Annotated in this window: 21 protein-coding genes; 2 read left to right on the top strand and 19 right to left on the bottom strand. The window is 45.6% G+C overall.

Annotation, left to right across the window (positions count from 1 at the left end):
• Positions 1 to 57 precede the first annotated feature (57 nt).
• The 3 genes from NE638_RS04935 to NE638_RS04945 all read right to left on the bottom strand — a co-directional run bounded on the left by NE638_RS04935 (position 58) and on the right by NE638_RS04945 (position 3,922).
• Positions 58 to 1,098 carry a D-alanine--D-alanine ligase family protein gene (locus tag NE638_RS04935; protein ID WP_044961514.1) on the bottom strand — a complete coding sequence of 347 codons (1,041 nt, stop codon included), beginning with the start codon at positions 1,096 to 1,098 and terminating at the stop codon, positions 58 to 60.
• 67 nt (positions 1,099 to 1,165) lie between these two features.
• Positions 1,166 to 2,566, bottom strand: a complete 1,401-nt coding sequence (locus NE638_RS04940; RefSeq protein WP_118608886.1) for a L,D-transpeptidase family protein — start codon at positions 2,564 to 2,566, stop codon at positions 1,166 to 1,168.
• Positions 2,567 to 2,638: 72 nt separating this feature from the next.
• Positions 2,639 to 3,922: a hypothetical protein gene (locus NE638_RS04945; RefSeq protein WP_021651427.1), complete on the bottom strand. Its 1,284-nt coding sequence runs from the start codon at positions 3,920 to 3,922 to the stop codon at positions 2,639 to 2,641.
• Positions 3,923 to 4,315: 393 nt separating this feature from the next.
• Between NE638_RS04945 and NE638_RS04950 the strand changes: the two genes are divergently transcribed.
• Positions 4,316 to 5,179 carry a class I SAM-dependent methyltransferase gene (locus NE638_RS04950; RefSeq protein WP_092069884.1) on the top strand — a complete coding sequence of 288 codons (864 nt, stop codon included), beginning with the start codon at positions 4,316 to 4,318 and terminating at the stop codon, positions 5,177 to 5,179.
• Between the two features lie 507 nt (positions 5,180 to 5,686).
• Entirely contained in the window at positions 5,687 to 5,875 is a 189-nt protein-coding gene (locus NE638_RS04955) for a hypothetical protein (protein WP_015526276.1), read from the top strand.
• Between the two features lie 373 nt (positions 5,876 to 6,248).
• On the opposite strand, the gene NE638_RS04960 is transcribed toward NE638_RS04955, so the two are convergent.
• The 16 genes from NE638_RS04960 to NE638_RS05035 form a co-directional block, all read right to left on the bottom strand.
• Entirely contained in the window at positions 6,249 to 7,697 is a 1,449-nt protein-coding gene (locus NE638_RS04960; RefSeq protein ID WP_022426900.1) for a uracil-xanthine permease family protein, read from the bottom strand.
• Between the two features lie 206 nt (positions 7,698 to 7,903).
• On the bottom strand, positions 7,904 to 9,280 hold the full coding sequence (locus NE638_RS04965) for a radical SAM protein (RefSeq protein ID WP_021652466.1): 1,377 nt from the start codon (positions 9,278 to 9,280) through the stop codon (positions 7,904 to 7,906).
• A 56-nt stretch (positions 9,281 to 9,336) separates the two neighbouring features.
• The gene (locus tag NE638_RS04970) at positions 9,337 to 9,891 is read right to left on the bottom strand and encodes an HdeD family acid-resistance protein (RefSeq protein WP_015526279.1); all 555 of its coding nucleotides are present in this window, start codon (positions 9,889 to 9,891) and stop codon (positions 9,337 to 9,339) included.
• A 209-nt stretch (positions 9,892 to 10,100) separates the two neighbouring features.
• Positions 10,101 to 10,652, bottom strand: a complete 552-nt coding sequence (locus tag NE638_RS04975; protein ID WP_092069733.1) for a TetR/AcrR family transcriptional regulator C-terminal domain-containing protein — start codon at positions 10,650 to 10,652, stop codon at positions 10,101 to 10,103.
• Between the two features lie 155 nt (positions 10,653 to 10,807).
• Positions 10,808 to 12,136, bottom strand: coding sequence for a hemolysin family protein (locus tag NE638_RS04980; RefSeq protein ID WP_242872553.1), 1,329 nt, complete (start codon positions 12,134 to 12,136; stop codon positions 10,808 to 10,810).
• Positions 12,137 to 12,398: 262 nt separating this feature from the next.
• Positions 12,399 to 14,081 carry a sensor histidine kinase gene (locus NE638_RS04985; RefSeq protein WP_330603375.1) on the bottom strand — a complete coding sequence of 561 codons (1,683 nt, stop codon included), beginning with the start codon at positions 14,079 to 14,081 and terminating at the stop codon, positions 12,399 to 12,401.
• Positions 14,082 to 14,267: 186 nt separating this feature from the next.
• On the bottom strand, positions 14,268 to 14,951 hold the full coding sequence (gene phoU, locus NE638_RS04990) for a phosphate signaling complex protein PhoU (RefSeq protein WP_022427023.1): 684 nt from the start codon (positions 14,949 to 14,951) through the stop codon (positions 14,268 to 14,270).
• 4 nt (positions 14,952 to 14,955) lie between these two features.
• Positions 14,956 to 15,714, bottom strand: a complete 759-nt coding sequence (gene pstB, locus NE638_RS04995; protein ID WP_021652472.1) for a phosphate ABC transporter ATP-binding protein PstB — start codon at positions 15,712 to 15,714, stop codon at positions 14,956 to 14,958.
• Between the two features lie 9 nt (positions 15,715 to 15,723).
• Entirely contained in the window at positions 15,724 to 16,638 is a 915-nt protein-coding gene (gene pstA / locus NE638_RS05000) for a phosphate ABC transporter permease PstA (protein ID WP_173745847.1), read from the bottom strand.
• Positions 16,628 to 17,485 carry a phosphate ABC transporter permease subunit PstC gene (gene pstC, locus NE638_RS05005; protein WP_021652474.1) on the bottom strand — a complete coding sequence of 286 codons (858 nt, stop codon included), beginning with the start codon at positions 17,483 to 17,485 and terminating at the stop codon, positions 16,628 to 16,630. Before pstC ends, pstA begins: the two co-directional genes overlap by 11 nt.
• A 123-nt stretch (positions 17,486 to 17,608) precedes the next feature.
• On the bottom strand, positions 17,609 to 18,472 hold the full coding sequence (locus NE638_RS05010; protein ID WP_021652475.1) for a substrate-binding domain-containing protein: 864 nt from the start codon (positions 18,470 to 18,472) through the stop codon (positions 17,609 to 17,611).
• Positions 18,473 to 18,627: 155 nt separating this feature from the next.
• Positions 18,628 to 19,062: an RrF2 family transcriptional regulator gene (locus NE638_RS05015; RefSeq protein ID WP_044962087.1), complete on the bottom strand. Its 435-nt coding sequence runs from the start codon at positions 19,060 to 19,062 to the stop codon at positions 18,628 to 18,630.
• Positions 19,063 to 19,515: 453 nt separating this feature from the next.
• Positions 19,516 to 20,448 (bottom strand): cysteine synthase A, encoded by a 933-nt coding sequence (gene cysK / locus NE638_RS05020; protein WP_015526291.1) that lies wholly within the window; start codon positions 20,446 to 20,448, stop codon positions 19,516 to 19,518.
• A 230-nt stretch (positions 20,449 to 20,678) separates the two neighbouring features.
• On the bottom strand, positions 20,679 to 21,689 hold the full coding sequence (locus NE638_RS05025) for a DUF4097 family beta strand repeat-containing protein (RefSeq protein ID WP_173745848.1): 1,011 nt from the start codon (positions 21,687 to 21,689) through the stop codon (positions 20,679 to 20,681).
• Positions 21,682 to 22,395, bottom strand: coding sequence for a DUF1700 domain-containing protein (locus NE638_RS05030; protein ID WP_173745849.1), 714 nt, complete (start codon positions 22,393 to 22,395; stop codon positions 21,682 to 21,684). The genes NE638_RS05025 and NE638_RS05030 overlap by 8 nt, the downstream gene beginning before the upstream one ends.
• Complete coding sequence (locus tag NE638_RS05035; protein ID WP_015526294.1) at positions 22,392 to 22,712, bottom strand: PadR family transcriptional regulator; 321 nt, start codon at positions 22,710 to 22,712, stop codon at positions 22,392 to 22,394. The genes NE638_RS05030 and NE638_RS05035 overlap by 4 nt, the downstream gene beginning before the upstream one ends.
• Positions 22,713 to 22,745: the final 33 nt, after the last annotated feature.

The following is a 22,745-nucleotide window of genomic DNA, read 5'->3' on the forward strand; positions in this document are numbered from 1 at the left end:
ATCCTTTCTTTTGCCAGAAACTCCTCCTGTCAACAGGAGGAGTTACGGTCAGATATTTTATTTGCTGTATTTCTTAAAAGAAATGCGGATCAGTTCTTCACAGAGGTCCGGATAGTCGATTCCCAGGACCTTTGCTTCCTGAGGGATCAGACTGGTGGGTGTCATTCCCGGAAGTGTGTTTGCCTCCAGGCAGTACATATCACCGTTTTCTTTCATCATGAAGTCAAAACGTGCATAGCCCTCAATGCAGAGAGCCTTTGCGCCAGCTTCCGCATAATGCTGCATCTTCTCAGTCAGTTCCGGTGAGATCTCAGCCGGACAGGTTTCTACTGTGGAGCCTGCCTGATATTTGTTCTTATAATCATAAAAGCCCTGCTTCGGTGCGATCTCGATGATTGGATAAGCCTTTCCGTCTACAACTGCAACGGAAAACTCACGACCCCTGATATACTCTTCAACAACTACCTCATCTTCATAAGAATAAGCACCATCAATGGCATCCTCATATTCTTTCTGGTTGTTTACAATATAAACACCTACGCTGGAACCACCGCAACATGTTTTTACAACAACAGGAAATTCCATACCAAGATCATGGATGTTTCTTGTACAGTTTTCTTTCAGCATGGAAACGCCCTTCGGTGTCGGTACCTGATCCATGAGAAAGATCTTCTTGGTGAGACCCTTATCCATAGCAAGGGCACTGCTTAAATATCCGGTTCCTGTGTAACGGATCCCCAGAAGATCGAAGGTTGCCTGAACCTTTCCATCCTCTCCGTTGGAACCGTGAAGACCCATAAATACAATGTCTGCTGCCTGACACAATTCCAGTACATTCGGCCCGAAAAAGCTTCTTCTTGTGCGTTTGATCTCTTCGATATCATCATCGAAGCTTCTCATATACTCTGCCGCAGAATCTACCTCATAATCTTTATCTCCAAAGGGCTCATCCCAGTCCACCGGCTCCAGTCCGCAGAAAATATCTACAAGAATGGCATTATGGCCTTTTTTACGAAGTGCCTTGCAGACACCGGTTCCTGTTACGATGGAGATCTCTCTTTCTGTACTGGTTCCGCCTGCCAATACAACGATATTCATACTTTCATCTCCCTTGATGATCTTGTGTTTTCTTTTTTCGTATTCTTTTAATATTTCTTTTAATCTCTTATTCATAAACTACGATTGGTACTCCTACACTAATATTATTATAAATGATTGCCGCCTTATCCTTCGGGGTGTTTACACAGCCATGAGAACCATTTGTGATATAGATCTGCCCGCCATACTGTGAACGCCAGCTTGCGTCATGGATTCCGACTCCTCCGGAAAACGGCATCCAGTATGTAACCGGTGATGCATATCCAGGTCCCTTCAAAACTGCCGGTGAACGCATGGCATCCAGTGCAAAGCATCCGGTTGGTGTGGAATGGCCCTTTCGGACACAGCCGGTAACTACCGGTGTATCTACCAGAAGCTGTCCGTCTTTATAGAATACCATTCTCTGGTTGGTCAGGTCAATCTCTACATATGTATTTCCGATATCATTGGTATCTCTGCAAAGTCCACTGTAAGCATACGCCGGCTGTCTCACTTCTGTAGTTCCTGCAAGAATGGCATTATAAAGCCATTCAGTCTCTGTGGTCTGATCGATAGCCCATCCGTAATCACCGCCCTTGATAGTCTTCTGGCGACCATCGTAGGTGGTAAATGTCCTCGTGCAGCCAAAGGTATCATATTTATATCCCAGGCTGTTCACATAAGCTGCAACCTGATCTTTATTTACTATATAATCTCCGTTTGCGTCCCTGACCAGCCAGTCTTTGATGGTATTTCGGTCAAGCTGTTCCGACCGGTCCGAAAAATCATAGGTGATCACGCAGCTGGTAAGCTTGTTCATCTGGTCACAATCTTTTTTCAGAGCTTCATCGTCTTTATATATCGATGGTTTTTTGTAGCAGTTTTTCTTTTCCAGACTAACTGTTTTGTCTCCTGCGGAAACAGCTGCACGGATCACCTTCTGAACCTTTTTTGTATCCAGGGTCGTTCCTTCTTTTTCCGGCTGGATCTCGTAGGTTTCGCCATTATCCTTAATGCATGCGTCTGCAGGCTTTTCCATATTGTCCTTCTGCATGCATTTCAGATTCTTCACAGCCTCTGTCAGCTTGTTCTGATCTTCATAAGCAGTATCCGTTGCCAGTGTATATTTTTTCTCCTGATTAAAAGCAAGGAACCATTTGTACCGGGCCTGTTTCTTGATCAGCTTTTTGGCTCCGCCATCCGGCTTGTAGACCAGGCCGGCTTCTTTTGCGGTAATACTCTCTTTTCCGTTGTTTCTTGTATCAACGGTAAGAACATATGCCTGCACTTCCTTTGCAAGAAGCTTTTCTGTTTCATCTGCAGTTTTATAGGAGCAGTTAAAACCATTCACCTGAGATCCCGGCAAAAAATGATCTGTAAAATAGTGTACACCATATCCATAAGCCCCTGCTGTAAGGATCAGCAGGATCATGATCAGTGCAATGACCAACTTTTTGCCTGTTTTCATTTTTTCTTTTTCCTCATCCATGAGCTCTCTCCAATAGTTATGACTGCCCGGTATTACGCGTGCTGAAATACCGGGCAGTCTGATGTGATCGATTTATTTCTCCAGAAGTTTTTCCACACTTACAAGCTTCACACAGAGAACAAATACCTCTGCTGCCTTGCCAAGCTCCTCAACGCTTGGGTAACTTGGTGCAATACGGATATTGCTGTCTTTCGGGTCCTTTCCATATGGATAGGTTGCACCTGCTCCAGTCATAACAACGCCTGCTTCTTTTGCTTTGGCAACGATAGCTTTCGCACAGCCTTCCATAGAATCAAAGGAAATGAAATATCCGCCGTGAGGTTTGGTCCACTCACCGATTCCAAGTCCGTTAAGCTCTTTATCCAGTGTTGCGAGAACAAGCTCGAATTTCGGACGAAGGATGTCTGCGTGTTTCTTCATATGCTCATGCAGTCCGTTGATATCTTTGAAGAAACGAACGTGACGAAGCTGGTTCAGTTTGTCGTGTCCGATGGTCTGTACAGTCATGTATTTGCGGAAGTCATCCAGGTTCGCCTTGGATGCAGCAACTGCTGCGATACCGGAACCAGGGAAGCTTACTTTGGAGGTAGAAGTAAATTTATAAACAATGTCCGGATTTCCTGCTTTCGCACACTCATCAAGGATCTCAAGAAGGAAATCCTGATTGTCATCATAAAGATGATGGATGCTGTAAGCGTTATCCCAGTAAATACGGAAGTCCGGTGCAGCCGGCTTCAGATGCGCAAAACGCTTAACTGTTTCTTCGGAATAGGTGTAGCCCTGCGGATTGGAATATTTCGGAACACACCAGATTCCTTTTACTGCCGGATCTTCATTGACATATTTCTCAACCATGTCCATATCCGGGCCTTCCGGAGACATCGGAATGTTGATCATCTCAATGCCGAAAAATTCTGTGATACGAAAATGACGGTCGTATCCTGGTACAGGACAGAGGAATTTCACCTTGTCAAGCTTGCACCATGGTGTATTTCCCATTACTCCGTGGGAATAGGAACGTGCAATGGTATCGAACATTACATTCAGACTGGAGTTACCATAGATGATGATGTTCTCTGGCTCTACCTCTGACATCTCACCGAGAAGTCTCTTGGCTTCCGGGATTCCGTCGATGACTCCATAGTTACGGCAGTCCACACCGGTCTCACATTTCAGATCTGCATCCCCTGCAAGTACTTCCATCATTTTCATGGAAAGATCAAGCTGATCCGGTGCAGGTTTACCACGGGACATATCCAGTGCCAGACCTTCGGCTTTGATCTCGTCGAACTCACGGTCAAGTTCTTTCTTTAAATCGAGTAGCTCTTCCCTGCTCATCTCACAATATTTTTTCATAAGTTTGCTTCTCCTCTTTTTGTGCACAGTTTCATATCTGTGGTTGCTGTGTTTCTTCTGTTAACGATTTCTGTCTGTCAGGAATTCTCTGCAAAATCTCTTCCGCAAAAAACAGCCACAGTTTCACGGAAGCGGGAAGCCTCTGCCCCGGCAGAAAATCTCTGCGTACATTTTAGTATGTAAAAGCGCTGTTGTCAAATCTTTCGTGGAAAATCCTGCACTTCTCTTGCACAGCATTCATTTTTCCTCTATACTGGAAAAAACATTATTATGGCGTTTTTATGGATTCATGTCCCGATCATCCGGATCTGGTACAGTAATCTCCGGAAATGCTATATAAAAATGCTATATATATCTTATAAATTTACTATTATGAAAGAGGTATTGATCATCATGTGGATTGCAGATGGATGGAAAGAATATGAAGTTATTGATACATCAAAAGGAGAAAAGCTGGAGCGCTGGGGGGATTATCTTCTGGTTCGTCCGGACCCGCAGGTAATCTGGGATACTCCCCGCAAAAACCGTGGCTGGAAGCATATGAACGGACATTATCACAGAAGCAGCCGTGGCGGCGGTGAGTGGGAGTTCTTTGATCTGCCTCATCAGTGGGAGCTTCATTACAAGGACCTTACTTTTAATCTGAAGCCTTTCAGCTTCAAGCATACAGGACTTTTCCCGGAGCAGGCTGTGAACTGGGACTGGTTCGGTGAAAAGATCCGCAATGCGGGACGCCCGATCAAGGTCTTAAATCTTTTTGCCTATACCGGCGGCGCTACTCTGGCTGCAGCTGCTGCCGGCGCTTCCGTTACTCACGTGGACGCTTCCAAGGGTATGGTGAACTGGGCAAAAGAGAATGCTGCTGCTTCCGGACTTTCCGGTGCGCCGATCCGCTGGCTTGTGGATGACTGCGTGAAGTTCGTAGAGCGTGAGATCCGCAGAGGAAATCATTATGATGCGATCATTATGGACCCGCCTTCTTACGGCCGCGGACCTAAGGGCGAAATCTGGAAGATCGAGGATGCGATCCATCCGCTGATCAAGCTTTGTACGAAGATCCTCAGCGATGATCCGCTGTTTTTCCTGGTAAATTCCTATACTACAGGTCTTGCACCGGCTGTTCTGACTTATATGCTTGCTACGGAGCTGAAACCCTGGAAGGGTAATGTGGAGTCACAGGAGATCGGACTTCCTGTAACAGAAAGTGGTCTGGTTCTTCCCTGCGGAGCTTCCGGACGGTGGAGCTCCTCCCGGTAGGATAGGGCTGTTGTGGCATCCTTATTAGCTGGCACTTTTTTCGCTGTTGCGAACTACTGTGAGTTGGGGTTTTTCCTTTCGAGGGGACACTTTGGCGTGGGCAGGGTTGCGAGAAGGGGAAGCACTCGGAGTTAGCGAAGGCCGTCTCCCCTTCTCGCGCTCTTCCCCTCCTGGCCACGCCGCTGTTCTGCGTTGTGAAATGTGATTCTGTATTGGCGGGATGATGGATTCTACTGTGTTGGATGTGAAGCGTTGTGCCGATTTTTATCCTTACTATTCAATGGTAATATTCCGCGAGGTGTTTTTTGTGAGCGAAGGTCACAGAAAGCCCGAGACATACCACGCGAATTTATACGATCAGTATAAATTCTGTGCATCACAAAGCGTATTACTGAAAACGGAGTGAACAGTAACTTTTTATCAGGTATCTTTTTGTATTTTCTGATTATTTGTATTGAAACGCTTTTTTGATAGGTCTATAATATAGAAAAAAGGAGCGTGATCTTTATGAGTACGGAAACTACGAAGGATACTCTTCCTTTTACCTGCACGCCGGCTTATGACCGGGATGCCTGTAAGGGATGTGTCTGTTCTACCTGCTATGAACAGGAATTTTGTGACCGGTGCAGCTCCTGTGTAGAGCAGGGACATCGGAAAGAACGATGCAATGCTTATGAGGGAGCCTACAATTACTAACCAAAAAAGGATCTGAAAAAGGCAGAACTATTTGTAAAATCTCGCCTTTTACAGATCCTTTTTATTATTATCCACTATCCAACAGATCGGCACAGCCTCCCCTCCTCAACACCCCGAATCCCGCACCCTGTCAGAACATTCACGCCCACCACAACGCAGAACAGCGGCGTGGCCAGGAGGGGAAGAGCGCGAGAAGGGGAGACGGCCTTCGCAACTCCGAGTGCTTCCCCTTCTCGCAAATTACCGCCTTCCAAAAGGCCGAACCTTTATCCTAAAAATAAAAAAATAAAAACATATAAAAAAAGAGACCGTCAGACCAATAAAGTCCAACAGTCTCAAAAAAGAAAAAAACTCTTTTTATTCTTACACTTTCTTATTTATTCTTAACTTTTTCAAGCATCTCCTCAGCTCTCTCAATCTCACTCTTCTCATCCTTCGGAAGAACAATATTAAGAATAATCGCAAATACCGCTGCCGGAACAATACCGGAACCGCCGAAGATCAGGCTGATCGCCTGTGGCAGATGCACCAGGATCGCTGTATTGGAGCCAAGTCCATAACCAAGACCAAGTGCTACGGAAACGATCGTAACATTTCTCGGTCCGATCGGCCACTTGGTAATTAACTGGATACCGCTGACAACAATGGATGAGAACATCATAACAGCAGCGCCGCCAAGAACGCTCTGCGGCATGATGGAGATCAGTGCAGCAAGCTTCGGGAACAGTCCGCATGCGATCAGGAAGATTCCTCCTGTAGCGATACAGAAACGGTTTACAACCTTATTCATTGCAACCAGACCAACGTTCTGGCTGAAGGATGTGTTCGGAAGCACACCGAACAGTGCTGCGAAGGAAGATCCAAGTCCGTCACACATAACACCACCGGAAAGCTCTTTGTCTGTAGCTTCTCTTCCAAGACCACCCTCTGTGATTCCGGAAATATCACCAACTGTTTCAACTGCAGTTACAATAAACATGATCAGGATCGGCACGATCGCACGTGCGTCAAACACCCATTTTACAGGCATCAGTGCCGGTACCGCAAACCATTTTGCCTGAGCAACCTTGTCCCAGTTGAGAACCCAGGCCTTTGTAGCCTCCACAGTAGCACCTGTGTCATCTACATATGTAAATGTTGTAGGAAGTACCATAGCCATGATACTTACCAGAATGTATCCCACGATAATACCGATGAGGATTGAAGAAAAGCTTGTGAAGCCTTTTGTTCCATGCTTCAGTACAATGATCACGATCAGAACTACAAAGCCTACGAAAAGGTTTTCAAGAGAACCGTAATCCTTTGCGGAGCTTCCGCCACCGAAAGAGCTGATTCCCACACCGATCAGTGAAAGACCGATTGAAAGTACAACCGTACCTGTTACAACAGATGGGAAAAATTTTCTCAAGGGCTTCAGAAAGCTTCCCAGAACAGTCTCAAAAAGACCGCCGATAAAGCAGGCTGCCATGATCGAACCATAGGCAACGACACCATTTCCCATAACTCCGGCAACACTCTGACATACGCCGATGAAGCCTGAACTTGTTCCCATAACGATAGGAAGCTTGCCACCGACCGGTCCGATCGTAAAGACCTGTACAAGTGTAACAATTCCTGCGATCAGCATTGCATTCTGAAGTAATGCAACCTGAAGATCCCCTCCTGCTTCGATCCCGCAGGCAGCTGTGATGATCAGAAGCGGGGTAAGATTACCCACAAACATGGCAAGCACGTGCTGCAGTCCAAGGGGAATTGCCACCTTAAGAGGTGGGCGTCCGTCCAGCTCATAAGGGCTGGCTGTGTTTTTCTCCTGTTTTTCCATAATGAATCCATCCTTTCTTTCCCTATGTCCTGACGATAACATAAAAAAGAAGGCAGTTATACCCACTGCTGAATATAACCGCCCTGTTATCTGTCAGTACACGTATCGTGTCTCTTCTGTTTCGACACTCTTATCTGAACTGTTATTTCAGACTCCTGAAAAACGGGTTCATTATACAGTATCCCAACATCTATATCAAGTGTTAATTAACAAGTTGTTGATTTTTTTGCAGCTTTTTTTGCCTGGCTCTCACTCCAGAGCTCATCGGCCTGTTTTTTCCATACCTCTGCATAGTGATCACACTTTGCACAGAGATGCTCCGCTGTTTCCGGAGACTGAAGATCTGTAGATTTCGCTCCTGCACGTTCAACCATCTTGCGGAGAAGCTCAGGATTTTCAAGCATCGGGCATGGACGAAGCATGTTTTTGTTGAACGGCTGACCCTTGTGATACTCCATAAAGATCGGGCTCTTCAGCGCCTCAAGGAGTGTACATTCTTTAATGTTCGCATTGGAGAAATGAATGAATACACAAGGATCCACATCCCCGTTTGCATTGATATGGAGGTAACGACGGCCACCTGCGATACATCCGCCTACATACTCTGCATCGTTCTGGAAGTCCATAGTGAAGAGAGATTTTGTGGCACGGAATCTGCGGACGCTGTCATACATTTTGATTCTCTGCTCCGGTGTGGGGAGGAGATCTGCTGCTGCATCATTTCCAACCGGCATATAGTGGAAGAACCATGCAAAATAAGCTCCGCACTCGATCAGATGATCAAAATACTCCTCACTGCTTACTGCATCTACGTTTGCGGATGTGTAGCATGTGGAAACACCGAACGGAAGTCCGTGGCTCTTCAGAAGCTCCATAGCATGCATAACCTTCTGGTATACGCCATCTCCACGACGTCCGTCTGTAGTTGCCTCTGTTCCCTCAAGGCTGATAGCCGGAACAAAGTTTTTCACACGGAGCATTTCCTGACAGAATTCTTCGTCAATAAGAGTTCCGTTTGTGAAGGAAAGAAACTCGCAGTCCGGATTCATCTCACAGATCTTAATGAGATCCTTTTTGCGGACCAGTGGCTCACCGCCTGTGTAGATGTACATATAGGTTCCCAGTTCTTTACCCTGTTTTACGATAGAATCGATGGTCTCAAGATCCAGGTTCAGCTTGTGGCCATACTCTGCTGCCCAGCATCCTGTGCAATGAAGGTTACATGCGCTGGTAGGATCAAGAAGAATTGCCCACGGTACATTGCAGTCATTCTCTTCTGATACCTTTTCCTGCGTTGCGCTTCCCTTAAGACTGGCATTTACAATAAAGTTGCGGAAAAATGTCTGGCGTACGCCGGCATCCAGCTGATACATACGAAGGATCAGCTGATACCAGTTGTCCTTTGCCTCGATGGAGTGACGGATCGCATTTCTCTGTCCTGCATACCAGCCATCCGGTGTTACTTTATCAACCATTTCCATGATCTTCGGTATGTTTGTCTCCGGATCCTTCTCAAGATAATCCAGTGCTTTTGTTACGGTAGCTGCGATCGCTGCCTGTTTTGCTTTGTCTACGATTCCCATACTCTATTTCCTCCTATGTTATTATCTAAAGTGATTGGTTATTTTTATGTTTATGTTTAAAGCCGACTCTTGATGATCTTGATCGTCAGAATCCCGACCCATAGATTGAGGATCCCTTCCAGTAAAATGGAAAATCCTACCAACACCATCATCATAGCTGCTGCTTCAAATGGTCTGATAAAAACCAGAACTCCGATCACTCCGGTGACCAATGCGATCAGCAGGATCTGCCACCACAACGCCAGACCGAATCTCTTCGCATCTACAGACATCTGGATCTTAAACAGGGCATCTGCCAGGATCAGGATTCCGAACACGGAAAAAATAAGATCCACTGCGAAATTTTTTCTGGCTATCAGGATCACTCCCACTGCCATCAGCAGGATCCCGAAAGCCAGATCAAACTGAAATGCCAGACAGAAAGCATCTCTCGTGAAATATCCGCTGATCTTAATAGCTCCGTACAGGATCAGCATGATTCCCATAAGCACGCACAGCATTTTTACAGAGCTTTTGGGCCTTGCCATCAGAAAAATACCCAGCACACAGAACAGTAATGACATGACGATGTAGATGTTTTTTACAAGCTTCAGCTGTTTCAGGTCATCCATACGTTCCCTCCTTGATAATTTTTTCTCATTTATTGTACTGAATTATACATCCCTGTGTCGTTTAAAAAAACAGACAAAAAAGAGCCAGTGCCTAAATTTCAGACACCAGCTCAAAATTAACCGTTTCTATACCTTAATAAAATTCGAGGACATTCCTGTTCTACACTAAATGGATATTTTTAATCTTCATTTAGTTGAAATCATAGCTTTTATTTCAGATTTTTGTACTGACTCTCAAGGCTCTTCTCGTAAATATACTCCAGCTTATGCATATCTGACAGGATATCATAATCCATATCATGCCGTAGCCAGTCCAGGATCACTCCCACAAATACACATTTATAATACCGGCTTATAAGATGCCTATCTTCCTGATCCATTTCAAAGTCTCCGACCGCCCTGTTGATCAGCTCCTCCACCACACGCTCTGCGGCATGATCCAGATAATCGGCAAATACATCCCTCTGGATCGAGCGGTACAGATGTATCATGGCTTTTTTGTTCTTCTGAACTGCGTTGACAAGGATTTCCATACAGTCGCTGACTGATTCCGGTACTTTCTGATCCTTCAGAATGTCATTCAGCTCTTCCTTTACCATTGCTTCCACTGCATCCGGAATATCTCTGAAATGGTAGTAAAATGTATTCCTGTTTACTCCACAGCGTTCCACAATGTCCTTTACCGTAATCTTGGACAATGGTTTTTCGTTCATAAGTTCCGTCAGTGTATGCAGTATGATCTGTCTTGTAAAACCTGGCATTTTCTCTCCCCCATCACAAGCTTTCCTCGGGTTATTTCCTTATTATGTCATAAAAATAACATACTTTCAAGCAACAACATGTTCGAAAATGTCCATAAATCCCCGGAGATCTTTCTCCCGATAACTGTCCCATGACCTGGCTGAACAAGGTTTTGTCAGATCTCTTCTTTCTGTTCCTGCACTTTTTTCTCTGGCTGAACATGAACGATTCCCTCCACAACGGTATGGTTTCTGACCTGATTTACCACAATATCCAGGTTTTTCCAGCTGCATCGGAACTGTTCTCCGTCCTCCGGTACACGTTCCAGAACTCCGCAGACAAAGCCGCTGAAAGTATCATATTTTTCTACAGGAAGCTCCACATTTATGACCTCTGCCACATCATCCAGGATCGCTCCTCCCTGTATTTTCCAGATATGTTCTCCTGTCTTCTCAATATCATCCGGCTTCGGCAGATCTGTCCTGTCGTCAATATCTCCCACCAGCGTCTCCACAAGATCATGCAGAGTGACAATTCCTACAAAGCAGCCATATTCATCCAACACTACTGCAAAATAATCCCGTTTTTCCCTCATTTCCCGGAAGATCAGGTTGGCACGCATGGATTCCGGTACAAAAAACGGCGAATAACAGGCATGATGCAGAACAGCTTCTCTGGATCTGTCATCCAGGCGGAAATAATCTCTGGTGTCCAGAATATGGATAATATCATCTTGGTCTTCCCCGCATACCGGATAAAAGGTGTGACGGTTCTCTCTGATGATCCGTTCCCATTCCTCATCAGAGTCTTCCATATAGAGGACAACCACATCTCTTCTGTGTGTACAGATCTCATCTGCCGCAGTATCATCCAGGTCAAAAACATTCTGGATCATCTCGCTTTCTTCCTGCTGGATGCTGCCCTGTTCATTTCCCTCTGTAAGCAGCATACGGATCTCTTCCTCTGTGGCCTGCTCCTCTTTTTCTTCCGGTTTGATTCCCATCAGATACAGCACACCATTGGCAGTTACTGTCAGAAGTGCAGTAGCCGGCCAGACTGCGATCATCGCGATCTTAAGAAGTCCTGCCAGACGCAGAGACAGCTCATCCGGATTTTTCATTCCCAGACGTCTTGGCACCAGTTCTCCGAACAGAAGACTTACATAGGAAAGCAGTATGGTCACAATGATCATGCATACGATCTTCAGAACATTCTGTGGTACATCTATCCCTGACCTTATCAGTGCCTCTGTCATCGGCTGTGCAAAATATTCTGCCGCAAAAGCGCTCTGCAGAAATCCTGCCGTAGTTACCGTTACACGGATCGCTGTCATAAAATGTGCCGGCTGTTCTGTAAGCTTTATCAAAATCTGCGCCCGGTGATCTCCCTCTTCTGCCAGCTCCTTCATCTTCGCTTCATTCATGGACAGAACCGCCATTTCCGCACCTGCGAAAACAGAATTCAGAAAGATCAGGAACACCAGTAAAACAATTGCCTGTATCATATTTTTATTCCCCTCAGTATAGTCGTCCGGAATTATCCCGAACCAATTATAATACAGAAAGCGGACCGTTATCATCCGCTTTCCTGTTGCTTACTCTGATTATTATTACATAAGATAGCATAACCCTTCCGGTCTGTCAAACCATCAACCTCCAACCAGCAATATACTATGATATAAAAAGCAGCAGATACATACAACAGAACGGCCTTTCATCTTCCACTCTGCTGCATGCCTATGAACATCATCGCTGCACGACCTATGTTCACTCTGCTGCTTCCTTTTCCATATGATGTTTCGGAAATTCCATAATGATCTCGGTTCCCTGTCCCGGTTCACTGTTAAGCCACAGCCTGCCGTTCAGAGTTTTTACCCCGTGCTTCACAATGGAAAGGCCAAGGCCGGTTCCGCCGATTTCCTTGGAATGGCTTTTGTCCACCCGATAAAAGCGTTCAAAAATGCGTTCCTGATCTTCCTTCGGAATACCGATCCCTGTATCCCGCACATTCACGCGAACTGCATCCTCGCCATCCTTCAGTCTCACAAAGACCTCTCCACCCCGGCGGTTATATTTGACAGCATTATCGCAGACATTATAGAGAACCTCTTCCATGATCGTCGGTACTGTATCCAGCACTGTACTTCCGCCTTCCATATACATATGCACTTCCTGCTTTTCGGCAGCTTCATGTAAGGTAGAAAAAATATCATGAGTCAGACTGTAAAGATCCAGTTTTTCCCACTGATACGGCAATCCGCCCTCATCCAGACGGGAGATCCGGATCACATCCCCAACCAGACGGATCAGTCTCTGCGTTTCCTTATAGATGCGTCCTGCAAAAACCTTCACATCCTCATCCTTCACAAATCCGTCCTGCATGATCTCAGCAAATCCGGAAATGGAAGTCAGCGGCGTTTTCAGTTCATGGGAAACATTGGCGGAAAATTCCCTTCGCAGCTGTTCCCTTTCTACTTTTTCGGTCACATCCACCAGAAGGATCACCGCACCCTCTGTCTTATTTTCTCTTGTGACAGGATTGGCGATCACCTGAATCTCACTGCCATCCAGACGAAGGATCTTGTTCTCATGCTTTCCTTCAAGGACCTGCCCAACGACACCTCGAAACTCCTCCGAGCGGTTCAGAAGATATACACTTTCTCCTGTTTTGATCTCCTTTACCTTAAGAAGCTTTCCCACACTGGAGTTGATAGAAAGTACCATGGTATAACGGTCGATCACAAGAAGTCCCTCCTGCATGTTCTCCGTGATAATAGAAAATTCTTTCTGCTGTCTTCTGGCTGCCTCAAGCTGCAGACGGATCTGCCGGCTCTGTCTGCCAATCTTGCTGAGAAGCGGCTGTACCTCATCATAGGCATCATTCTCATCCGGATGCTCCAGATCAAGCCCATTAAGAGGTTCCACAACCTTCCCGGAAAGCCTGGATGCAAATACGCCGGACAGGAGCAGCATAAGTATCAGAACTGCAGCAAAAGGCGGAAGCAGCTGCAGGAGCAGCATCCATACAGAAGCCTGGTTACTGGAAACTCTCAGCACATTGCCATTTTCAAGGCGTACTGCATAATACATTGTTTTTTCGGAAAGCGTGGATGACATTCTTTCATCCGCACCTTCTCCGTTGATCTCTGCTTCACGGATCTCCTTGCGATGTCCGTGATTATCCATGCTTTCCACATTTGCCTCATTGTCGTAGATAACTTTTCCACTTTCATCCACATAAGTAATCCTGGAATCCTCATCATTCAGCTTCTTCAGATAATCTGTCCCGGTACTTTCCACGCCTCTGGAAATATACACGGCTTCTTTCTTCAGCTCACCCATCAGCTGTCCCTGAAAATAGTGATAAAGGATTCCCACGACAAATGCCAGTCCCAGTACTGTGATCAGTGATGAAACCAGCATGATATACTTAAATATTTTTTTACTCAAAGCTCAGCCCTTTCCTTTCTCCGAAATCTATATAGCATTTTACAAAAGCAATGTAAAAATAATTATCCGGAAAAAGTTAAATCCTTGTAAATTTCATCACATTATAAAAAGTGCTGTGATATCCTTTCAATACCACAGCACTTTTTTATAATAATGCAACTCTTTGCAATCTGCTCTTACTTATTTCTATTCCTCAACAAAATAGTTATCTGTATGACTGGAACCGCTTCTGTGGTTTCCTGTGATGGAATATTCCACCCACTCTGCAATGTTCACAGCGTGATCACCGATACGCTCGAAATATTTTGCAGCCATAAGGATATCCAGACCGATGCTTGCATCCGGCTTTCCGTTATTCAGGACCTCGGCCAGCTTTTCCTTAATATCATTGAAGGCATCGTCCACCTTATCATCATCGTCAATAACCTTTCTACAAAGCTCAAGATCACCCTTTACAAAGGCATCGATGCTTTCTGTAACCATCCGGACAGTATCCTCTGCCATCTTCCGGATATTAATGATATCTCCGGTAACTGCTTTGTCCTCGATATGCTTGGAAAGATCCGCAATATCTGCTGCCTGGTCACCGATGCGTTCCATATCGGAGATCATCTTCAGTGCTGCGGAAATGGATCGCAGATCTCCTGCTACCGGATGCTCATGAAGAAGAAGCTTCATGCAGAGATTTTCAATCTCTTTTTCCTGTGCATCGATCTCTTTTTCCGTCTCAAAGATCTTGCCAATGAGAGTCATCCCGCCTTCACCCTGAATAGCTTTGGCAGAAAGTGAAATTGCTTTTTCGCAGAGACTTCCCATGGTGATCAGTTCCACGTGAAGCTCTTCCAGCTGTCTTACAAAACGTTCTGACATAATATCAACCAAACCTTCCTGTAATATAATCCTCTGTACGCTTATCTGCCGGCATGGAGAACAGCTTGTCTGTATCCGCAAATTCCACAACCTCACCAAGAAGGAAAAATGCTGTCTTGTCGGAGATACGGGTTGCCTGCTGCATGTTATGTGTGACCATAACAATGGTGTAATCCTTTTTAAGCTCTACTGCCAGATCCTCGATCTTGGAAGTGGAGATCGGGTCCAGGGCAGATGTGGGCTCATCCATAAGAAGCACCTCCGGCTGTACTGCCAGGGCACGGGCAATGCAGAGACGCTGCTGCTGTCCGCCTGACATTCCAAGAGCACTTTTTTTCAGGCGGTCCTTGACCTCATCCCAGATTGCCGCATCGCGGAGAGATTTTTCCACGATCTCGTCCAGCTTTGCCTTGGAACGGATTCCGTGTGTTCTCGGACCGTATGCAATATTATCATAAATGCTCATCGGGAAAGGATTGGGCTTCTGGAATACCATGCCCACACGCTTACGCAGAAGATTCACGTCCATATCTCCGTAAATATCTTCCCCGTCAAGCTCTACCTTTCCTGTGATGGAACAGCCTTCCACAAGGTCATTCATACGGTTTAAGGATTTCAGAAGTGTAGATTTACCACAGCCGCTTGGTCCGATAAATGCTGTGATCTCTTTTTCCGGGATCTCCATATTGATTCCCTTCAGGGCATGAAAGTTTCCGTAATGGAGATTCATATTGTCAATTGAAATTTTTGTATTTTCACTCATGATCGATCATTATCCTTTCGCAATTTTTCTGGCTACCAGACCGGACAGTCCGTTGATAACAAGTACAAATGCCAGAATGACTACTGCTGTTGCAGATGCCTGGTTTACATGAAGTCCCTCACTGGAAAGCACATACATGTGAAGTGCCAGGGTACGTCCGGAACCCATCAGGCTGTTTGGAACTGCCGCAACAGTACCGGAAGTATAAAGAAGTGCTGCAGTCTCACCTACCACACGTCCGATGGCCAGGATCACACCTGCCAGGATTCCAGGAACTGCGGAGGGAAGTACAATCGTAAAAATAGTACGGAGCTTGCCTGCTCCAAGTCCGAAGCTTGCCTCACGGTAAGAATCCGGAACAGATTTCAGTGCTTCCTCAGCGGTACGCATGATCAGGGGAAGTACCATGATCACCATAGTCAGCACACCGGAAAGAAGAGACATGCCCCAGTGCAGTGCAGTTACAAAGAACAGCATACCGAACAGACCATATACGATAGATGGAATACCGGAAAGTGTCTCTGCGGTAATACGGATCAGCTTTACAAAACGGCTGCCTTTTTTTGCATATTCCACAAGGAAGATCGCTGCAAAAATTCCTACCGGAGCGGCAATCGCCAGAGATACCAGTGTCATGATCAGGGTATTGATCAGTGACGGGAGAAGGGAAACGTTCTCTGAGGTATAGGTAAGGCTGAACAGACTTGCATTCAGATAGGGAATACCTTTTACAAGCACATAGCCGATCAGGAAGAACAGCAGTGCAAAAGTGATCACTGCTCCCAGCAGTGTGAGAAATGCCAGGACTCCTGCACCAGGATGTCTTGCATAAGACTTCAGCTGGTCTCCTATGGTAAGTGTATTTCTTTTTTTCATGTTTGCTTCTGCCGCAGGATCTGCGGCTACAGATACGTTAGTTTGCATACTCCGCCCTCCTGTTCAGCAGTGAAAGACTTAAGTTGATGATCAGGATAAATACAAAGAGTACAACTCCTGTTGCGATCAGTGCTTCTCTGTGAAGTCCTGATGCATATCCCATCTCTGTTACGATGTTTGCAGTCATGGTACGGACACCCTGAAGAAGTCCCTTCGGCATACGTGGCTGGTTTCCGGCTACCATGATCACGGCCATGGTCTCACCGATGGCACGTCCGATCCCAAGGACAACGCCTGCCAGGATTCCTGACTTTGCTGCCGGAAGCATAACAAAGAAAATGCTTCTTTCTTTTGTTGCGCCAAGCGCAAGTGAGCCTTCATAGTAGCTTTCCGGAACGCTTCGTACTGCCGATTCCGTAACTCCGATGATCGTCGGAAGGATCATGATTCCCAGAAGGATACATGCTGCCAGCATACTGCTTCCGGTTCCTCCGAACAGCTGGCGGATCAGCGGTACCAGGAGAACCAGACCAAAATAGCCATATACGATAGATGGAACGCCTGCCATAAGCTCAATACCGGATTTCAGTGGTTTATAGATTTTTTTCGGGCAATATCTTGCCATAAATACGGATGTAAAAAGTGCGATCGGAACTCCGATAAGGATTGCTCCTGCAGTTACATAAATACTTGCCACGATCATTGGCAGGATTCCGAATTTATCGTTTGTTGGTCTCCATTCTGTTCCGAAAAGGAATTTTAAGGGACCGATCTTTCCCATTGCAGGAAGACCGTTTGCAAAAAGGAACACACAAATAAGAAATACTGCAAGAACCGATGCACAGGCCGCAATGAGAAAAACGACCTTCATGGCCTTTTCTCCTAAATGATTCATAAGACACCTTTCTCTCTGTTCCAGTGGATATCCACTGTGCTGATATATAACGGAGCGGCTTTCCTGACCTTGTCATGATCGCCGCTCTTTGTAAGATACTTCAATCGTTTTTTATCCGGGAATTTATTTGGTCACGTCTTCCCAGTCTGTGATATCACCTGTGAAGATGGATTTTACCTGGTCACTTGAAAGCTCCTCAAGGTCATTGTCGTTGTTTACGATGACTGCGATACCATCTTTTGCGATCTCTGTAGCTTTAACACCTTTCTCTGTTTCCTCGTCCTTCAGCTCACGGGATGCCATTCCGATATCACATACACCCTCTGTTGCGCTATTGATTCCTGTTGTGGAGTCGCTGACCTGAACTTCTACTGTGATGTTTTTGTTTGTTTTCTGATATGCCTCTGCAAGCTTCTCCATTACAGGTCCTACGGAAGAAGATCCCATAACTACGACTTTGCCTTTTGCATCTCCGGCTTTGTATGCCTCTGCTTTTTCATCTACTTTGATGTAGCCTTCTTTTTCGATGATGTCCTGTCCGTCAGAGCTCATGATGTAGTTGATGAAATCCTGTGCTGCATCGCTGAGCTTGTCGCCTGTTACGATGTTGAACGGACGTGCTACCTTGTATGTATCATCTGCAACGTTCTCTGCTGTTGCCTCTGCTCCGTCGATCTTTACTGCTTTTACTGTATCGTTGAGGGAACCCAGAGATACGTATCCGATAGAGTTCTCATCGCCTGCTACTGTGGTAAGCATTACATCTGTGTTGTTTGTGATGCTTGCTTCCTGTGTTGTCATATCTACTTTCTCGCCGTCTTTTTCTTCTTCGATCCCAAACAGCTCTACGAATGCTCCACGTGTTCCGGATCCGTCCTCACGGGAAATTACGTCGATCGCTCCGGATGGTGCTGCCATTACAACGGTTCCCATTACTGTAGTTCCGATAAGTGCTGCTGTTAAGATACCTGCGATTCTTTTTTTCATGATTTTTTTCTCCTCATTTCTATGATCATTTTTACTTGCTTACTGCTTAAATACAGGTGTTATTATAGAAATGGAAGGTAAAATATAAAATCGCGGTTTTGTAAAATATTAGTAAAAAAATGTGATATAAAAAAAAGCTGCTTGCGCAGCTTTTTTTATATGATATATTCGTCCGCCTTCACGGCTTGCCAGTTCATCAGGTCTTCCAGTGTTATATGATCTACCACACCTTTGATGGCGTCGTCCAGCTTTTTCCAGAGGATCTGGGTGACACAGTTCTCCTCACGGTCACAGATGGCTCCGTTGTCGTCCAGACATTCCACAGGGGAAAGGCTTCCTTCTGTGAGACGAAGGATCATTCCGACCGTGTATTTATCCGGGGTCTGCTGCAGTGCATAGCCGCCCTGAGGGCCACGGACACTGCGGACAAAGCCTGCTTTGTTCAGGATGGAGATGATCTGCTCCAGATATTTATCGGAGATCTCCTGGCGCTTCGCCACATCCTTCAGGCGGATCGGTTTTCCTGTATAATTTGTAGCAAGATCCAACATCAGTCTCAGCGCATATCTTCCTCTTGTAGAAATCCTCATGTAATATTTACCTCCAATATTTCAGTATTCTTCTGATTTATAGCCTTTTGCTCTTTCTGTTATTGTGCAGCTGTTCAGCCGGAAATATTCCTCTGTATTCCATAACCGGCACCCTTCTCTGTGATGCACAGGCAGCTTCCTGTATCTTCTTTCATAGGAAGCAGAATCTGCTTTGCAGACTTTATTCTTTATATTGTTAATAGGTTTTGTTTGTTTTCTCTATTATACCTGAAAAAGCTACAAGATACAAGCAAGTCCCCACACACTGCTTATTGCTTTTCGCGGGACCTTACCAGTGAACAGTAACCACAGCCCCACAGAGTGCTTACTTAATTCAATGAAATCAAGAATAAAACCGGCGCTCCGGCAGCCTGCTTGGACAGGCATTCAGGAGCGCCGTAAATAATCCCGCAGAATCACGCTTCGGGGCAAAAGAAGCGGTCTTCGGATCGATTATTTTGTAAACAGTGGTGTGGAGTAGTAACGGTCTCCACTGTCCGGAAGAAGTGCTACGATCACTTTCCCCTTGTTCTCCGGGCGTTTTGCAAGCTGGATCGCAGCATAGAGAGCTGCACCGGAGGAAATTCCTGTAAGGATTCCCTCTTTCTTGGTAAGGAGTTTGGATGTTTCAAATGCATCCTCGTTCTCTACCGGAATGATCTCGTCATAAACCTTGGTGTCAAGTGTGTCCGGAACAAAACCTGCGCCGATACCCTGGATCTTATGCGGGCCTGCTTTTCCCTCAGAAAGTACAGGAGAAGTTGCAGGCTCAACAGCAACTACCTTCACATTCGGGTTCTGGCTCTTCAGGTACTCACCTGTACCGGTGATCGTTCCGCCTGTGCCGACACCTGCCACAAAAATGTCTACCTTTCCGTCTGTGTCATTCCAGATCTCAGGACCTGTTGTTGCCGCATGTGCTTTCGGGTTAGCCGGGTTCTCAAACTGTCCTGGAATGAAGCTTCCCGGAATCTCCTTGGCAAGCTCTTCTGCCTTGGCAATGGCCCCCTTCATTCCCTTGGCTCCGTCTGTGAGAACCACCTCTGCACCATATGCCTTCAGGATGTTTCTTCTCTCAACACTCATGGTCTCCGGCATGGTGAGGATCGTCTTATAGCCCTTGGCAGCTGCGATGGCTGCAAGTCCGATTCCTGTGTTACCGGATGTTGGCTCGATAATGGTTGCGCCTGGTTTCAGGACACCTTTCTGCTCTGCATCCTCGATCATTGCCTTACCGATTCTGTCCTTAACGCTTCCTGCCGGGTTAAAATACTCAAGCTTGGCAAGTACTGTAGCCTCAAGTCCCTCAGATTTCTCTACGTTCTTAACCTCTACAAGCGGTGTGTTTCCGATCAGTTCCAGTGCGCTTCCGTAAATTTTACCCATGATGATATCCTCCTTATTTCCTTTATGTCCATTTCCTTATTTCCTAGTAACTATATATGTTTTCTGTGATTTGATTGAATTATATCATAGTACAGGGATTTGTCAATACATTTCAGCCAAAAAACGCAGGAATTTTTCTCCGGAAAAACCCCTGCGCTTCATATAATTTCATTTATTCTTTTTTAGGATTTTTACAAGCAGATGCATAGTCAGACGGATATTCATATTCTTTATTTTTCAGATTCTGTTAATGTAATATCCCCATCGCTGCATTCCACATTTAAAGTCGGTGCTGAAGCACCGGCCTTGTTCTCATAAACAGAGGTGTCTTCCTCATTGTCGGTTTTTCCCCTGGAAAGCCCCTCCGTGTCCACATCTCCGTCTGCAGCTTTCAGATAAATATTGGTTTTCTCTGCACTGCCGTTCTTCATTTCTACAGAAACATCACCGCAGGAGCTATTGATCTTCATATCTCCGTTAAAGCTGCTGTTGTCTATCTGAATATCTCCGTCGCTGAGAGCTATCTGCCCATCTGCAAGCTCTGCCTTTTTTATGGTCACATCTCCGTTTCCGGATTTCAGCTGCATGTTATCTGTACATTGAAGTTCTTTTACATTCAGATCCCCGTCGGAAAGCTTTGCATCAAACTTTTCGAACTCGCCCTTATCCAGCATCAGATCTCCACTGAGAAGTTCCAGGGTCATTTCTTTACACAAAAGCTGATCGGCAGCAAGATCCCCGTCGGAAAGCTGAAGCTCCGCTTCGGAAAGCTGTGCCTTCTCCGGAATATAAAGAACCACCGTATTCAATGCATCTTTCTTTTCTGTCAGATCCGCATGTGTAGAGAATATCCCCAGATCATAGGTTATATAATAACTTCCACTGCCGCCTGCAGGCTCCTCAAGCGTGAGCTCTCCATCCTTATCCTTCCAGGTCAGAGGATTTTTCCTCCCGTTTTTCTCAAGCTTATATTCCATATAATAATGGTCATCATCTGAGGTACGGATATCCAGATCAAAATCCTCAAAATCCACATTCAGCTTCGTAAAATCATCAATCTGTTCTTTTTTCATTACTGTAAGATTTTTACGACTGGAAGAATTTCCTCCGGATACATACATATGATCTGAAGTATATGTGAAATCTTTTCCCCCTGCAAAATATCCTGCTGTGGAAAGAACAACTCCCGCTACACAGAGTGCTGTACCTGTCATCAGCACTGTTTTTGCAATCTTATTCATTTTTATGCACCTTCTTTCTTGCAAGTCTGTTAACCAGACGGCCGATTCCCATTGCACACCATTTACATATATATATGGTAAGTACTCCAACGAGGATTCCCGCACCTGCCATCAGAAATCCACTGCCGACCATCATGCAGGCTGCTGCCAGAGATCTTGCGATCAATGTCACGCCGAAACCTGTGAGCACGATACCTCCGGCAATTGCTGATACACCTGTAACTGCCATGGAAAAGATCACTGCTGCGATGACAATCACCACTGCTGCCAGTACTGCAAGGCCTGCAAACAGCAGCGCAATGCTCACCGGCGATGCACAGATCACCAGAAATGCGAGAAGAATGATCTTTCCGGGGGAACGCTTCTTTCCTGCGGATGTACTGTACCCTGTTGTACTCAGGTTTCCTGAATCTGTCCGGCTATGTGCATGGGAGCTCTCTCCGTAATATGAACCTGCTGCCGGCAAAGCTGCTGTTTTTTCCTCGGTGATGTCTTTACTGTCACCAACACTCTCCTGTAAAAGGTTCAGAAGCAGTTCCCTTGCCGCCTCTTTAGGCTGTCCCAGTTCTTCCATAACCTGCTGTTCATTCTCAGGTCCAGCCTCATCGAAGTATTCCGAAAAATACTCAATGGCATTGTCATAATCTTCTTTTGGAAGCCGCTTCAGATATTTCTTCAGCTGCTCCATATACTCTTTTCTTGTCATTTTCGAAGTCTCCCTTCCACAATATCGTCTATAGTATCGCGGTATTCTCTCCACTCTTTCCTCAAATATTCCAGCTGCTTCCGTCCGTCTTCTGTGATGGAATAATATTTACGTTTCCGTCCCTGAAATTCCTCTGAATAAGTTGTCAGATAACCATCCGTCTCCAGTCTGCGAAGGATCGGATACAATGTGGATTCCTTGATAGAAGCTACCATCTTCACTGTCTGGCTGATCTCATATCCGTAAGAATCCTGCTGCTCTACAACAGAAAGGATCAGGCATTCCGTCAGCACTGCAGACACCGGATAATAATACATAGGCACACCTCTTTATATAATTATTTTATATAT

The sequence above is a fragment of the Blautia sp. MSK.18.38 genome, assembly GCF_024460535.1.
Lineage (GTDB): Bacteria > Bacillota > Clostridia > Lachnospirales > Lachnospiraceae > Blautia_A > Blautia_A fusiformis.